The 14,250-nt window shown below is 53.8% G+C and carries 16 protein-coding genes; 12 read left to right on the top strand and 4 right to left on the bottom strand.

What is annotated here, in order from left to right; genetic code table 11:
* From QUD59_RS01145 to QUD59_RS01130, 4 genes are all read right to left on the bottom strand, one after another.
* On the bottom strand, positions 1-735 hold the full coding sequence (locus QUD59_RS01145) for a sulfite exporter TauE/SafE family protein (RefSeq protein WP_286239008.1): 735 nt from the start codon (positions 733-735) through the stop codon (positions 1-3).
* A 107-nt stretch (positions 736-842) separates the two neighbouring features.
* On the bottom strand, positions 843-1,592 hold the full coding sequence (locus QUD59_RS01140; protein ID WP_286239007.1) for a DUF3726 domain-containing protein: 750 nt from the start codon (positions 1,590-1,592) through the stop codon (positions 843-845).
* Positions 1,593-1,603: 11 nt separating this feature from the next.
* Positions 1,604-3,313: a hypothetical protein gene (locus QUD59_RS01135; protein WP_286239006.1), complete on the bottom strand. Its 1,710-nt coding sequence runs from the start codon at positions 3,311-3,313 to the stop codon at positions 1,604-1,606.
* 448 nt (positions 3,314-3,761) lie between these two features.
* Positions 3,762-4,889 carry a GNAT family N-acetyltransferase gene (locus QUD59_RS01130; protein WP_286239005.1) on the bottom strand — a complete coding sequence of 376 codons (1,128 nt, stop codon included), beginning with the start codon at positions 4,887-4,889 and terminating at the stop codon, positions 3,762-3,764.
* Positions 4,890-4,985: 96 nt separating this feature from the next.
* On the opposite strand from QUD59_RS01130, the gene QUD59_RS01125 reads away from it, so the two are divergent.
* The 12 genes from QUD59_RS01125 to tolA all read left to right on the top strand — a co-directional run bounded on the left by QUD59_RS01125 (position 4,986) and on the right by tolA (position 14,235).
* A complete protein-coding gene (locus QUD59_RS01125; RefSeq protein ID WP_286239004.1) occupies positions 4,986-5,435 on the top strand; it encodes an HIT domain-containing protein in 450 nt (149 codons plus the stop codon).
* Between the two features lie 166 nt (positions 5,436-5,601).
* The gene (locus tag QUD59_RS01120; RefSeq protein ID WP_286239002.1) at positions 5,602-5,832 is read left to right on the top strand and encodes an FmdB family zinc ribbon protein; all 231 of its coding nucleotides are present in this window, start codon (positions 5,602-5,604) and stop codon (positions 5,830-5,832) included.
* 75 nt (positions 5,833-5,907) lie between these two features.
* Positions 5,908-7,668 carry an aspartate--tRNA ligase gene (gene aspS, locus QUD59_RS01115; RefSeq protein ID WP_286239001.1) on the top strand — a complete coding sequence of 587 codons (1,761 nt, stop codon included), beginning with the start codon at positions 5,908-5,910 and terminating at the stop codon, positions 7,666-7,668.
* Positions 7,669-7,766: 98 nt separating this feature from the next.
* On the top strand, positions 7,767-8,507 hold the full coding sequence (locus tag QUD59_RS01110) for a YebC/PmpR family DNA-binding transcriptional regulator (RefSeq protein WP_286239000.1): 741 nt from the start codon (positions 7,767-7,769) through the stop codon (positions 8,505-8,507).
* Positions 8,508-8,666: 159 nt separating this feature from the next.
* A complete protein-coding gene (ruvC, locus tag QUD59_RS01105; RefSeq protein WP_286238999.1) occupies positions 8,667-9,185 on the top strand; it encodes a crossover junction endodeoxyribonuclease RuvC in 519 nt (172 codons plus the stop codon).
* 4 nt (positions 9,186-9,189) lie between these two features.
* Positions 9,190-9,852 carry a trimeric intracellular cation channel family protein gene (locus QUD59_RS01100; RefSeq protein WP_286238998.1) on the top strand — a complete coding sequence of 221 codons (663 nt, stop codon included), beginning with the start codon at positions 9,190-9,192 and terminating at the stop codon, positions 9,850-9,852.
* A complete protein-coding gene (gene ruvA / locus QUD59_RS01095; protein ID WP_286238996.1) occupies positions 9,849-10,481 on the top strand; it encodes a Holliday junction branch migration protein RuvA in 633 nt (210 codons plus the stop codon). The genes QUD59_RS01100 and ruvA overlap by 4 nt, the downstream gene beginning before the upstream one ends.
* A 6-nt stretch (positions 10,482-10,487) precedes the next feature.
* Positions 10,488-11,501 carry a Holliday junction branch migration DNA helicase RuvB gene (ruvB, locus tag QUD59_RS01090; RefSeq protein ID WP_286238995.1) on the top strand — a complete coding sequence of 338 codons (1,014 nt, stop codon included), beginning with the start codon at positions 10,488-10,490 and terminating at the stop codon, positions 11,499-11,501.
* A 119-nt stretch (positions 11,502-11,620) separates the two neighbouring features.
* Complete coding sequence (locus QUD59_RS01085) at positions 11,621-11,995, top strand: TraR/DksA family transcriptional regulator (RefSeq protein ID WP_286238993.1); 375 nt, start codon at positions 11,621-11,623, stop codon at positions 11,993-11,995.
* 211 nt (positions 11,996-12,206) lie between these two features.
* Positions 12,207-12,884, top strand: a complete 678-nt coding sequence (gene tolQ, locus QUD59_RS01080) for a protein TolQ (RefSeq protein WP_286238991.1) — start codon at positions 12,207-12,209, stop codon at positions 12,882-12,884.
* 15 nt (positions 12,885-12,899) lie between these two features.
* Complete coding sequence (tolR, locus tag QUD59_RS01075) at positions 12,900-13,316, top strand: protein TolR (protein WP_286238989.1); 417 nt, start codon at positions 12,900-12,902, stop codon at positions 13,314-13,316.
* Positions 13,317-13,326: 10 nt separating this feature from the next.
* Positions 13,327-14,235, top strand: a complete 909-nt coding sequence (gene tolA, locus QUD59_RS01070) for a cell envelope integrity protein TolA (RefSeq protein ID WP_286238988.1) — start codon at positions 13,327-13,329, stop codon at positions 14,233-14,235.
* Positions 14,236-14,250: the final 15 nt, after the last annotated feature.

Raw genomic sequence — 14,250 nt, 5'->3', positions numbered from 1 at the left:
TCAGCTCTGCCACCACTGGATGATTCCTTTACCGATAATCAGCAGAGCTGAAAGTAAGGCAATGCTGAGTAGTACCGGCTTCGCACTGGTTGCCGGGATACGACCATCGAACCGGTTACCTATCCAGAAACCCAGTAGCAGGCCGGGCAGGAGCTTCAGGCTGAGCTGGAGACTGTCCAGATCCAATACCCCCTGTTGCAGCAGGGCCAGCAGGGAGAACGGGGTGCCAAGCAGGAAAAACATCGCCAGCTCATTACGTGCTTCGATCCGGTCTAGCTCCTGATACACGAGAGCAATGGGTGGCCCGCCGATCGAGGTGGCGGTGCCGGTCAGTCCGGAGAAAAAGCCACCTGCCAGCATGTTCCGCCGCGTCGCGCGGACTTTGAAAAGGCGCCAGGTCAGGCCTGCGGCAGCCAGAAGACAGACACCAAATAACAGGCTCAGACTCCAGCCGGGAATCGCTGCCAGCAGCACTGCGCCAAGCCAGGCTCCCGGGAGTCGCGCCAGTATTGCCGGTGTAATCCGGGACCACTGTACCTGCCCGCGAGTACGTCGGACCATCAGCAGGGAGAGGCAAAAGCCAAGAATCAACACCGGTGCCGGCACATAGGCCGGATTAATCAGGTAGAGCAGCGGCGCGGCGACCAGACCAAAGCCGATACCAAACCAGCTTTGCAGGCTGATGCCGGCGCTGACCAGTAACAGCGCCAGTATGTCAGTGGGAGTGTAGAGCATGTGAATAATTGCCTGAATTATGCAGAGCGGAAAAGCCGGTTCCCGGCACCAGACAAGGAGAGGGCCCGCAGCCAGTTTAGCCTGCTGCGGGCCGGGGCAGAAGGGGCTTAGCGACCGCCAGCGCCGAGACGTGAGCGTTCGCTGTTTTCTACCAGAACGCCATCGCCGATCCGGTTGATCTCAGACCAGACAGCAGGATCAATATCGATACCGAAATCTACGCTCTGTTCCTTGTTCAGCTTAATCTGTCGGGCACTGATGTGGCTGACATTTCGGTTGCCGCTGGATTGCTGCAGTGATGAGGTGAGATCTACCCGGGAGCTGCAGACAATAGTCAGGGCCTGCCGGTCCTCACTGCTGGCCGCCAGACTGGTGGTGGCTTCGCTGTAACTGGGGTAGCGCTCGCCGGCTTTTATCGCAGCGGTATGTTCGGTGATGGTCTGACTGCCATTGCGCCAGTAAGCGGCCACGCTGATTCCCCGGCGACCGCAATCGGTCAGTGCCTTAAGGATAAACATCCGGTTATGGCAGTTGTGTACTGTAACCGTGGCAATGCCGGTTTCCAGTGCTTTGGCATGGGCCAGATCCACCGATGCGGCGATGCAGTTCAGGGCGCTGCGGCCGTGGCTGTCGATGATTGCCGAGGTACTGTCTTCATAGACCACCGTGCTGAGCGGTTTATCACTATCCTGATTGATGTAGGGGAGTGCCCGTTGCAGTTCGCCAAGTCCGTTAAGGCCATGTTTTTCCAGCCAGAGAATCATATTCGCGGCATCTTCATAATTGCCAACGAAATAGCCGGTGGCTTCGAAGCAGCGGCGCAGTGCCGCTTTCAGTTCAGTCATAGAGACATGCATGGTGATTCTCCTCAAACCTTAGGTGCCAGCGGCATAAACCAGTCATCATTAAAGCAGTGGCCAATATCTTCCAGCAGCGGGGCGCCCTGGAACATGGTGTTGCGCACCCAGAGCCGGGAACGGGGATCGAATTTTCCGACCCCGAAAAACGCCAGTTTTGCGCGCAGCAGGTGCATGGGCAGGATATCCCGATCCAGCAGGTTGGCCTGAATGTCACCATAGATACAGCGGTTCATGCTCTGAATACGGCGCACGATGCCACGCAGTTTGGGCTGTGCAACCATAAACCGGGCAGTGCTGTGGTCCGGGTGTTCGGCGATGTAGGCTGAAAGTTGGTCATAGCATTTACGTACCGCATAGGCTACGCCGAGCGCCATCTGCTTATCTTTACCATCTTCTTCGGCGGCGTTACCTAAACGCGGTTCCATTTTTTCCTCGGAGCGATACCAGAAAATATCCCGGCTGCCTTCCTCGCTGAAGTCGTAATCCAGCGCCCAGCGATAGCGTTGCTCGATCACTGATTTCAGCTCGCTCACGGGCATCACCGGGTCGAGATCGAGAAACTCTTCAGCACAGTGGTAATCTTCCAGTTCATTGACCAGCTCCGGGTACAGTTCCAGCAGAATGGAAACCAGCATCTCCTGTCCCTGCAGGGAGCAGTGCTGTTCACTCCATCTCAGCAAACTGTCCCAATCACTGACTCCCTCTGAGCAGTGTTGTTGCAACTGTTGCAGATCTTGCAGAACCAGGCGGTTATTTTCAGTCTGCCACTCATCTTCGGTAACGGTTTCTGCGGTGTGGGCAGCGCAGCGTTGCAGCAGCTCCTGAAACTGAGCAGCAATGCGTGGATTCAGGGTGCCGAGCACTCTGACCCGGGCCAGCGCCAGCTCACGCATCTCCACCCACTGGTTAATCAGCAACGGATGGTTGATCAGATAGGGAGCCATGCCCAGCCCGGTGGAGTTGCCGATACCGAAAAAGCGTTTCACTTCGGGCAGCATGGGTGTGCAGGTTTCCGGGGCCTGATGGCGAGCGATATGTTCCGCCTGAATCAGGCTGAAGTTACGCAGCATCAGGCAGACAAACATCTCTGCGGCAAAGGGGCGGGCAAAATCCGGGTGCCGGCTGGCAACCTTTTCCCAGTCCGACATGCCCAGTTTGCCGCTGCCATAAACGGCGGTAGTACGGTACAGGTAGCCAACCTTTGCAATCTGTTCTACGTCCGGTTGTTCGCCTTTTGCCAGTTGCGCGACCACATAATCAAAATTGCGTGCACTGCGATTTGCGCGGGAAAGCACAAACACCCGGGCATCGACCCGGCCTGCTTCCTGTAATGGTACGTTCTGACGCAGTTTTTCCAGATAGATATCATCTACTTCGCCATCGACCAGTGCCATGGTCAGATCCCACTTAGTCGCGATCACACGGTCATTGCGTTCCTCAGGCGACAGATAGTCGGAAAACAGGACAAAGCTGTAGCACTTGTTCGGGGTGTGGATCTCATAGATCACGGTGCCGTAGCCCTGATCATTCAGATTGAACTGAACAGGTTTGATCTGCCAGCGTTCCCGCATAATCCGACGTACCAGAGTACGCATAAAACTCAGCCGGCTCTGGTGAATAGAGCCGAGACGCTCCAGGTTCATCACCTGGTCAACGGGTCGCAGGGGCAGGGCGTTATCGCCGCGCAGGGCCGCCTGAATGGAAGCTGGCGTTGTCATTTTTATTATCCTCATACTTTGCAGCACATTTAAGGTTGCAGCATAGTGGTGTCGCTTGCCTTGAGGCCTCAGTCGGCGACAGGCTTGTTCTGCTCGCTATAGCTGTCGTTATTGATGTTGTTATCTGGCAGCAGGAGCGATCAGAGCAGAGGACAGTTTGAGACTATCTTAAGTCTGGCACTGTTTAAGGCCGATGCCATCTGCTTAGATCTTGCATACATCATCGGGCATAACGCAGTGGCCGTACAAATCAGAAGGTTATATCGTTTGATAAGGCAAACTTATCAAATGTGGCGAAGTTATTATTTTTTCTATAGGTTTTTCTGGCGCGGAGGAAGGTTTTCGGCCTGAGACAGGCCTTTCAAGGGGCCAATGCTGTAGGAGCGCGGTCCCCGCGCGATGTCTGCTGTGACAGGGCAAAAGAGCTGTTCGGACTGAGGCAGGCTTCTTATGAGGTTTGTTTGAACGGCAGGTAGCCTGTCAGCTCCTCTATCTGTTGATCAACTGCTTCTGTTTCTTCATCAACAAACTGGCGGATCGCCTGATTGAACCCCTGTTCCTGAAGCCAGTGTGCAGACCAGGTTGGCACCGGTTCAAAGCCACGCTGAATCTTGTGCTCGCCCTGTGCACCGGAATCAAACCGCTGCAGGCCTTCGCGGATACAGTATTCAATCCCCTGGTAGTAGCATGTTTCAAAATGCAGGCTGTCATATTCGTCGTAACAGCCCCAGTAGCGTCCGTATAGCGTCGTGCTGTCGCGCAGAGAGAGGGCGCCGGCCACCGGTTTGTCATCGCGACAGGCGAGCACCAGTAGCAGGTTCTCTGGCATCTGTTGTTGCAGCAGGTCGAAGAAAGCCCGGCTCAGATAGGCTTCGCGGCCACGTTTCAGGTAGGTCAGACGATAAAAATCATAAAACTGATCCATCTGCTCCGCTGTGATGTCGTTACCACTGAGCTGAAGATGGGTAATGCCCTGTTGTTGGGTTTTCTGGCGCTCTTTTCTGACGTTTTTTCGTTTGCGTGAGGTGAAGTGCTGGAGGAAATCGTCAAAGTCGCGGTAGTCACGGTTAAACCATTGATACTGGCAGCCCTTACGCACAATCAGGTCGGTGTCTGTTGTTTGCTCGAGTTCGCGTGGGAACAGCAGGTGCCATGAGTGTGCTTTGAGGGACTCACACAGTTGCGGCAGCAGGCGTTCCAGTTGTTGTAACAGCGGTGCCGGGTCGAGCCGGGTGAGTAATCTCGGGCCGCAGACCGGTGAGTAGGGGATGGCAGTGACCAGCTTCGGGTAGTAATTCAGGCCGTAACGCTGATAGGCATCAGCCCAGGCCCAGTCAAACACATATTCGCCATAAGAGTGGCTTTTCAGATAGAGCGGCATTACTGCGATCAGTTCACCCTGATCGATGAACTGCAGGTGTAGCGGTTGCCAGCCGGTTCGGGCGCAGACGCTGTTAGATTCTTCCAGCGCAGAGAGGAACTCATAGCGGCAGAACGGGTAATCATCAGGGCATAGGCTGTTCCAGCGTTGCGCGCCTATTTCACTGATTTTATGGCTGATTTTTACTTCCTGCATGTGCGGGTTCCACTCAGAATTGCTAAGCTTGAGTTACTGGATGATCGTACGGGCCATTTTAAATACCCGATCAGGTGTAGGTACAGGAGTATTGTAATGGATGAATTAGAACTTGAATTTGAACTGCATCCGCAACTGGCGGCAGATTGTATCGTTTTGGGGGATTTTCCCCTGAGTCGTCTGTTGCTGTTAAATGATGCCAATTATCCCTGGTTTATTCTGGTTCCGCGACGGGCAGGGGCGACAGAGATCTATCATCTGTCAGAAGAGGAGCAGTGTACGCTGATTCGTGAGTCATCATTTCTGGCTTCAAACCTGGCAGATACCTTTGCGGCGCGGAAGATGAATGTGGCCTCGCTGGGAAATATGGTACCGCAACTGCATCTGCATCATATTGTTCGCTATGAATCCGATAAGGCCTGGCCGGGTCCGGTTTGGGGTAAGGTGCCAGCGGTGCCCTACACCGCAGAACAGCTTCATGATGTCCGGCGTAAGCTGGAGGCGCTGATGGCCGGGGAGCTGGAGTTTGTACCGGAGGCTGTGTAACCGGTAGGTTATCGGGCGGACTGATTGCCCGTTCCTGCCTGCTGTTGAGTGTCTGAAATCTTTCCGGCCCCAATCTCATCTGGGGCCTGTTTCCGCTGGATAAATCAGGTATAATCCGCCGTTTTTATAACGTACAGCCCCTTTGCGGGGATCGGGTTTAAAACAAATGCCAATCTTTGATTTTCAGTGTGAAAGCTGCGGTCACGGGTTTGAAAAGCTTGTACTTAAAAGTGACGCGCCGGCCCCGGCCTGCGTGGCCTGTTCGAGCAATGAAGTGATCCGAAAAATATCTGCTCCGGGTTTTCGTCTGTCCGGTTCCGGTTGGTACGAAACCGATTTTAAAACCGGCAAAAAGAAAAATCTGGCTTCCGGTTCAGATGCCTCTTCCGGTAGTTAAAGCAGTCTAACCTAATTCATTTATCAGTGTCCGGGCGTTGTCCGGGCCGAGCTAAGTAAACAGGAACAAGAAAATATGCGCAGTCATTATTGCGGCGATCTCAGAAAAGAGCATATCGGCGAAGACATTACCCTGTGTGGTTGGGTGCATCGTCGTCGTGACCACGGTGGTGTTATCTTCCTGGATGTGCGTGACCGTGAAGGTATCGCACAGGTGGTATTCGATCCGGACCGTGAAGACAGCTTTGCGCTGGCGGATAGCTGCCGTAGCGAATTCGTGGTTGAGATCAAAGGTACTGTGCGTAATCGTCCGGAAGGTACTGTTAACACAGATATGCCTACCGGTGAGATCGAAGTTCTGGGCAAAGAGCTGATCATCCTGAACAAGGCTGAAACGCCTCCGTTCCAGTTGGATGAGCACCAGAATGTAGGTGAAGAGGTGCGTCTGCGTCACCGTTATATCGACCTGCGCCGTCCTGAAATGCAGGAAAAACTGCGTTTCCGCTCTAAAGTGACCAATGCGATCCGTAACTTCCTGGATGACAATGGCTTCCTGGATATTGAAACGCCGATTCTGAACCGTGCAACACCGGAAGGAGCGCGTGACTATCTGGTACCAAGCCGTGTACACGAAGGTCACTTCTTCGCACTGCCGCAGTCTCCACAGTTGTTCAAACAGTTGCTGATGGTGGCGGGTTTTGATCGTTACTATCAGGTGGCCAAGTGCTTCCGTGACGAAGACCTGCGTGCTGACCGTCAGCCTGAATTTACTCAGATCGATATCGAAACCTCGTTTATGGACGAGGAAGGCATTATGTCGATCACTGAAGGTATGATTCGCAAGCTGTTTGTTGAGCTGAAAGGTGTAGATCTGGGCGAGTTCCCGCGCATGCCTTACGCTGAAGCAATGCAGCGTTACGGCTCCGACAAGCCGGATCTGCGTTACCCGATGGAGCTGGTTGACGTTGCTGACCTGATGGCTGAGATCGAGTTCAAGGTATTTGCAGGCCCTGCAAACGATCCTAAATGCCGTGTGACCGCGCTGAAAGTGCCGGGTGGTGCTCAGCTAACCCGTAAGAACATCGACGATTACACCAAGTTCGTCAGCATCTACGGTGCCAAAGGTCTGGCCTGGATCAAAGTGAACGAGATCGAGAACGGCGTTGATGGTCTGCAGTCGCCGATCATCAAGTTCCTGGGTGAAGATGTGACCATGGCGATCATGCAGCGTCTGGGTGCTGAAAATGGCGATATCGTCTTCTTCGGTGCAGACAAAGCGAAGATCGTTTCTGAGGCGCTGGGTGCCCTGCGTATTAAAGTGGGTGAAGATCTGCAGATGGCCGAGAGTGAGTGGGCTCCGCTGTGGGTTGTCGACTTCCCGATGTTTGAAGAGACCGATGCAGGCCTGACAGCCTTGCATCACCCGTTTACTGCGCCAAGCTGCTCACCGGAAGAGCTGAAAGCGAATCCGCTGGAAGCGCTGTCCCGTGCCTACGATATGGTTCTGAATGGTTGCGAACTGGGCGGTGGTTCTGTGCGTATCCACGATCAGGCGATGCAGGCGACTGTACTGGATATTCTGGGTATCTCTGATGAAGAAGCCGATGACAAGTTTGGCTTCCTGCTGAATGCGCTGAAGTTCGGTGCGCCTCCGCACGGTGGTCTGGCCTTTGGTCTGGACCGTCTGATCATGCTGATGACTGGCACGGATTCCATTCGTGAAGTGATCGCATTCCCGAAAACTCAGAGTGCATCTTGTATGATGACAGAGGCTCCGGGTGAAGTGAGTGCGGCTCAGTTGCGTGAACTGAATATTAAACTGCGTAAAACGCCCTGATTTTTCAGGTCGTTCAGTGTAAAACGATAAGCTGCCTCCGGGCAGCTTATTTGTATCCGGGGCAAGGCTCCACCTGATTGCAACAGAAGAGGGACGCTATGGCAGGTCATTCTAAATGGGCAAATATCAAGCATCGTAAGGCAGCGCAAGATGCGAAGCGAGGCAAAATTTTCACCAAACTGATTCGTGAACTGGTGGTCGCTGCGAAAGAGGGTGGCGGCAACCCGGAGGATAATCCGCGCCTTCGGGCGGCCGTTGATAAAGCCCTGGGCGCGAACATGAAGCGCGATACCATCGATAAGGCGATCCTGCGTGGTGCGGGCGGTGGTGAAGGTGAGAACTATGATGAACTGACCTACGAAGGCTATGGCTCCAACGGCGTGGCGATTCTGGTGGAATGTATGACCGACAACGTCAACCGTACGGTAGCGGGTGTGCGGGCGGCGTTTAATAAGTACAACGGTAATCTCGGGACTAACGGTTCGGTCTCCTATCTGTTTGAGAAGAAAGGTCAGATCACCTTTGCTGATGAGGCCGATGAAGAGCAGATTATGGATGCGGCGCTCGAAGCGGGTGCCGATGATGTGGTCAGTAATGACGATGGTTCTATCGATGTATTTACACCCTGGCAGGAGTTTATGGATGTGAAGCAGTCGCTGACCGATGCCGGGCTTGAGGCGGTTCATGCGGAAGTGTCCATGATTCCATCGACCACGGTCGAACTCGATGTGGAGACCGCGCGTAAAGTGCTCAAGCTGATCGATGCGCTCGATGATCTGGATGATTCGCAGAATGTTTATCACAACGCGATCATACCGGAAGAGGCGATGGAGGAGTGATCCTCTACTGAAGCGATAGAAGGCCGGGCTCAGTCCCGGCTTTTTGCTTTCTGTAGGTACGTGTTTGGGCTTTTTAAATCGGCATCACTGCTGTATGCTTGCCTGTATAAATAACCAGTGATTCGAGGCTGAAGGCTTCGGGATGAATGTGCTGACTGAATGCTGATATTAGGTATAGACCCGGGTTCGCGAATTACCGGCTACGGGATCATTAACTGCGTGGGTAATAAGAACGAATATGTGGCCAGTGGCTGTATCCGGATTAAGGGTGAAGAGCTCCCGGAGCGGTTACAGCAGGTCTATGCCGGGGTGGCGCAGATTATCGAGCAGTACTGCCCGCAGGAGATGGCGATAGAGCAGGTCTTCATGGCGCGAAATGCCGATTCGGCGCTGAAGCTGGGGCAGGCGCGTGGCGTGGCGATTGTCGCTGGCGCCAATGCGGAGTTGCCGGTTTATGAATATGCGGCACGCAAGGTAAAGCAGTCAGTCGTCGGTAAAGGCTCCGCCGATAAAAGTCAGGTTCAGCATATGGTGGCGCATATTCTGAAATTGCCCGGTCTGCCTCAGGCAGATGCTGCCGATGCATTGGCCATTGCGCTCTGTCATGCTCATACCCGGAATAGTCTGATCAAAACCGCTGGCAGTATGTCGGCCCGAAATGCCAGTTGGCGGCGATAATCTGATGCCTGAATTAAGTTACAGTGAATTTATCTATATTGCGGATCTGATCGGGGTGGCGGTGTTTGCTACCGCCGGTGCTCTGGCGGCTCAGGGTAAACGGCTCGATATTCTCGGGGTTGTAGTGCTGGCCATTGTCACCGCACTGGGCGGCGGAACGATTCGCGATATTACACTGGATATTCATCCGGTTGTCTGGGTGGCTGATACAGCCTACCTCTGGACTGCGATTGTTTCTGCGGTGGTCGCCTTTATCGTGTGTCGCTATATGCAGTATCCACGTCGCATGTTGCTGGTGCTGGATGCGATGGGTCTGGCGCTGTTTGCGGTGCTGGGTGCTGAAAAAGCGCTGGCGATGGAGTTGCCGGCCTTGATAGTGGTTATGATGGCAGTGATTACCGGCTGTGCCGGAGGCATGATCCGTGATGTGCTCACCGGACAGATTCCACTATTGCTGCAACGGGAGTTGTACGCCACCTGCGCCCTTGCCGGCGCACTGTTCTATGTGGTTTTTCAGCCCTATATACCCGGGCAGCCGCTGGCGGTAACCTCGATGATGATCATCTTTGTGCTGCGTATGGCAACGCTGTTTGCTGATTTGAGTCTGCCTGAATTTATTGTGGCCGGGCATAAACTGGAAAAGCTTGAGAAGGAAGAGAATAAGTGATTGGTCGACTGACAGGAGAATTGATCGAGAAACAGCCGCCTCAACTGGTACTGGATGTGAACGGAGTGGGCTACGAAGTCGAGGCTTCGATGAATACCTTCTATCGTCTGCCGGAGCTGGGGGCAAAGCTGACGCTGTTCACTCACTTTGTGGTGCGTGAGGATGCTCAGTTGCTGTATGGCTTTTATGATCGTGAAGAGCGGGCGTTATTCCGCACGCTGATTAAGGCTAACGGTGTGGGCCCTAAGCTGGCGATCACGATTCTTTCAGGTATATCGACTTCAGAATTTGTCCGCTGCGTGAACGATGGCGATACCGCATCACTGGTGAAACTGCCGGGGGTGGGTAAAAAGACGGCAGAGCGGCTGATTGTTGAGATGAAAGACAAGATTAAAGCGCTGGGGCTTGAAAGTGCCGGTGAATTCCAGCTATCGGCTGCAGATGGGCCGGATATGAGCGGCTTTGAACCGGTGAATGATGTGCGTGCTGAAGCGGAAAGTGCGCTGGTAGCGCTGGGCTATAAACCGGTTCAGGCGAGCAAGGCCATTGCGCAGGCAGATAAAGCGCTGGGTGCCGGGGCCAGTTGTGAAGAGTTGATCCGGGCGGCACTCAGGGCGATGGTAGGGTAAATCGTGATGATCGAAGCAGACCGTTTTATTTCACCACTGAGCAATCCGGTTGAAGAGGCTCAGGACCGGGCGATCCGGCCAAAAACACTTGAAGACTATGTGGGTCAGCCGGTGGTGCGCGAGCAGATGGAGATCTTTATCCAGGCTGCACGGATGCGCAATGAGGCGTTGGATCATACGCTGATCTTCGGGCCGCCCGGTTTGGGCAAGACGACACTGGCAAATATTATTGCCAATGAGATGGGTTCTGAGATTAAAACCACTTCAGGGCCGGTGCTTGAAAAGGCGGGCGACCTTGCTGCCCTGCTGACTAACCTTGAACCGAATGATGTGCTGTTCATTGATGAGATTCATCGTCTCAGCCCTAACGTTGAAGAGGTGCTCTATCCTGCGATGGAGGACTACCAGTTGGATATTATGATCGGTGAAGGCCCAGCAGCTCGTTCTATTAAGCTGGAATTGCCGCCTTTTACGCTGGTCGGCGCAACCACCCGTGCCGGGCTGCTGACCTCGCCGTTGCGCGATCGGTTCGGAATCGTTCAGCGACTGGAGTTCTATAACGTCGAGGATCTGACGCATATTGTGGCCCGTTCGGCCAACCTGTCTGGTATGCAGATCGATCAGCAGGGTGCCGGTGAAGTGGCAAAGCGCTCGCGCGGGACTCCGCGAATTGCCAATCGTCTGCTGCGCCGTGCCCGTGACTACGCAGAAGTGAAGGCCGACGGTGTGATCAATAATCAGGTCGCCGATCTGGCGCTGAATATGCTGAACGTGGATCATCATGGCTTTGATCATCTTGATCGGCGTATGTTATTGACTATGATCGAAAAATTCGGTGGTGGCCCGGTGGGTGTTGAGAGTCTGGCAGCGGCTATCAGTGAAGAGCGGGATACCATTGAAGATGTGCTGGAACCCTATCTGATTCAGCAGGGATTTTTGATGCGAACACCGCGAGGCAGGGTCGTGACGGATCACGCGTATCGCCACTTTGGTATAGCCAAACCCGACACAGATCAATAAACCCTGAAGAAACTAAGCTTTTTGTTTTCCGCTGATCTCAATCAAGGTGCATTCATGCTTTAGCCGTCTAATATGCGTAGAAAATAACTAATAATTAAATACGCATAGCGGGTACGAGCATGACGGCAACTCTTAATCTTTCTGAAGTCGCGTCTTTTAAAGCCGAGCTGGAAACGCTGCTGGAGCAGCTCAAAGCAGAATCCGCCGAGCAGTTCAGGCGTCAGCAGCAGGCGGAGAACCCTGAGGTTCACGATGTGGGTGATGAGGCTGCAGCGGTCACTAGTCTGCTGGTTAATGTGGAATCAATCAGTCACCAGAACGAAGAGATTGCGGAGTGTCTGGAAGCGCTGGCGAGAATAGAAAACGGAGATTTCGGTTTCTGTATCGATTGTGATGAGGAGATCGAACTGACTCGTCTCAAAGCCTGCCCGACCGCGTCTCGCTGCATCCGCTGCCAGTCTGTTCATGAGGCGGGGGTTCGAAAAACCGCCTGATAACCCTCCTGTTTAAACGGCCGTTCCATCCGGCCTGTCAAAAGCACCCGGAACCAGCCAAATTGGCTGGTTTTTTCTTGTATTAATCGTTCTGACTGTTATTGTTTAGCCTTCTTATTCATCACCAAAAAATGAACTGAACTTCTGCCGCCGAATACAATCACAGAGCCGGTTAGATTCAGGTTCTGGGAATTGTTAGAGGGAAGGTACTGTGGTCGAAAAAATGTCGATCTGGAGTCTGGTGGCAAATGCAAGTCTTGTAGTGCAGTTGGTTATGTTGATGCTGCTGCTGGCATCGGTGCTTTCCTGGGTGATGATCTTTCAGCGTCATGCTGTTCTGAAGCAGGCGCGTAAATCAATGCGTCGTTTCGAGGACCGTTTCTGGTCCGGAGTCGATCTCGGTCAGTTATTCCGGGAGATCAATCATGAACCCAACAACGATTGCGGCGCTGAAAATATCTTCCGGGCCGGAATCAAAGAGTTTACCCGCCTGACCCAGCAGAATGGTTATGACCGGGATTCAGTGATGGATGGCGTCGAGCGAAGCATGCGTGTAGCGCTATCCAGAGAAGAGGATAAGTTAGAGCGGCATCTGCCGTTTCTGGCAACGGTCGGTTCTACCAGCCCCTATGTGGGCCTGTTTGGTACTGTCTGGGGTATTATGAATTCCTTCCGGGGGCTGGCTAATGTGCATCAGGCAACGCTGGCTTCGGTTGCACCGGGTATCTCCGAGGCACTGATTGCGACCGCGATTGGCCTGTTTGCTGCGATTCCAGCGGTTATTGCCTACAACCGCTATTCGGCGCAGGTAGAGTACCTGCTGGGTAACTATGAAACCTTCGCCGATGAGTTCTCCTCGATTCTGCACCGCCGTATGCATGCCTCTTAAGGGCTGGGGTGAACTGTGATCAGACGACACAAGAAAAAACGCAAGCTGAATGCAGAGATCAACGTTGTACCTTATATCGATGTGATGATGGTACTGCTGGTAATCTTTATGGTGACCGCGCCGATGCTGACGCAGGGGGTTAATGTTGAGCTGCCGAAAGCGCCGGCTGAGCCTGTGGATGACAGCGATAATGAGCCGGTGATTGTCACGGTGGATGCTGAAGGCCGCTACTACATCGATATCGGTGGCGATCCGAAGGTACCGGTCAGCGGTGAAGAGGTGGCTGACCGGGTCGGTAAAGTGCTGGCCTCCAATCCTAAGAAGATGTTGCTGGTACGGGGTGATCGAAGCGTCAATTACGATCAGGTGGTGCAGTTGATGGTTCTGTTGCAGCAGGCCGGTGCGCCTGCTGTCGGTCTGGTGACAGAGTAGGGGCGGGCTTTTGAGAGCGGGTAGTTACCTAGTCCCAACCATTCTGGCGGTTTTGCTGCACGGCGTTGTGATTGTGTTGCTGGCGCAGAGCTGGTTTGAACACCATGAAGAGGTGCGTAAAACACCGCGTCATGTGCAGGCGCAGGTGGTTGACCTGAAATCTCAGGCCGCGCGCAAGAAAGCTGAAACTGAGGCGAAGGCAAAAGAGCGTGCGCGCCAGCAGCGTCTCGCGGATGAGCAGAAAAAACGTGAAGCCGAGCAAAAGCGTCAACAGGCGTTGAAAGAGAAACAGGCGGCAGAAAAACGTAAGCAGGAACAGGCGAAGCAGCGCGCTGCTGAAGAGAAGAAACGTCAGCAGGCTGCAAAGAAGAAAGCAGAGCAGGAAAAGGCTAAGAAAGCCGCGGCAGAAAAACAGCGCAAAGCCGCAGAAGCCAAACGTCAGGCAGAGGCAAAACGCAAACAGGAAGCTGAGCGCAAAGCGGCAGAAGCCAAAGCGCGGGCCGCGAAAGAGAAAGCTGCCCGCGAGGCGAAAGAAGCGGCTGAGCGTAAAGCGCGTAATGAAGCCCTGCAGCGGGCGATGGAAGCAGAAGAGGCGGCTCTTCGTGCCGAGGAGGAGCGGGCTTCAGCGATGAGCTATGAGGCCTATGTGGTTGAGATGATCACACGCAACTGGCGACGTTCACCTTCAGCCCGAAATGGTATGGTAGTGGAGGTGACCGTGCACCTGCTGCCATCCGGCCGGGTGAATGATCGTTATGTCAGCCGCTCCAGTGGCGACAGCCGGTTCGATAACGATGCGCTTCGGGCAATAGACCGGGTAGGTGTGTTTGATAAGCTGCAGGAGATGGATTCTGCGGTCTTTGATCGTTATTTCCGTAAACGGGTGCTGCGTTTCCGTCCGGAAGATCTGCGTGACTAAACCGGTAATGTCTCA

Source organism: Neptuniibacter halophilus (genome assembly GCF_030295765.1).
Lineage (GTDB): Bacteria > Pseudomonadota > Gammaproteobacteria > Pseudomonadales > Balneatricaceae > Neptuniibacter > Neptuniibacter halophilus.
The sequence above is the reverse complement of the archived record's forward strand: the minus strand, read 5'-3'. Positions and strand labels throughout refer to the sequence as shown.

Coding starts and splice junctions, on each gene's coding strand:
- aspS (WP_286239001.1), top strand. CDS start 5,908: ATGCGCAGTCATTATTGCGGCGATCTCAGAAAAGAGCATATCGGCGAA.
- QUD59_RS01120 (WP_286239002.1), top strand. CDS start 5,602: ATGCCAATCTTTGATTTTCAGTGTGAAAGCTGCGGTCACGGGTTTGAA.
- QUD59_RS01110 (WP_286239000.1), top strand. CDS start 7,767: ATGGCAGGTCATTCTAAATGGGCAAATATCAAGCATCGTAAGGCAGCG.
- QUD59_RS01140 (WP_286239007.1), bottom strand. CDS start 1,592: ATGCATGTCTCTATGACTGAACTGAAAGCGGCACTGCGCCGCTGCTTC.
- ruvC (WP_286238999.1), top strand. CDS start 8,667: ATGCTGATATTAGGTATAGACCCGGGTTCGCGAATTACCGGCTACGGG.
- ruvB (WP_286238995.1), top strand. CDS start 10,488: ATGATCGAAGCAGACCGTTTTATTTCACCACTGAGCAATCCGGTTGAA.
- QUD59_RS01130 (WP_286239005.1), bottom strand. CDS start 4,889: ATGCAGGAAGTAAAAATCAGCCATAAAATCAGTGAAATAGGCGCGCAA.
- QUD59_RS01100 (WP_286238998.1), top strand. CDS start 9,190: ATGCCTGAATTAAGTTACAGTGAATTTATCTATATTGCGGATCTGATC.
- QUD59_RS01145 (WP_286239008.1), bottom strand. CDS start 735: ATGCTCTACACTCCCACTGACATACTGGCGCTGTTACTGGTCAGCGCC.
- QUD59_RS01085 (WP_286238993.1), top strand. CDS start 11,621: ATGACGGCAACTCTTAATCTTTCTGAAGTCGCGTCTTTTAAAGCCGAG.
- QUD59_RS01125 (WP_286239004.1), top strand. CDS start 4,986: ATGGATGAATTAGAACTTGAATTTGAACTGCATCCGCAACTGGCGGCA.
- QUD59_RS01135 (WP_286239006.1), bottom strand. CDS start 3,313: ATGACAACGCCAGCTTCCATTCAGGCGGCCCTGCGCGGCGATAACGCC.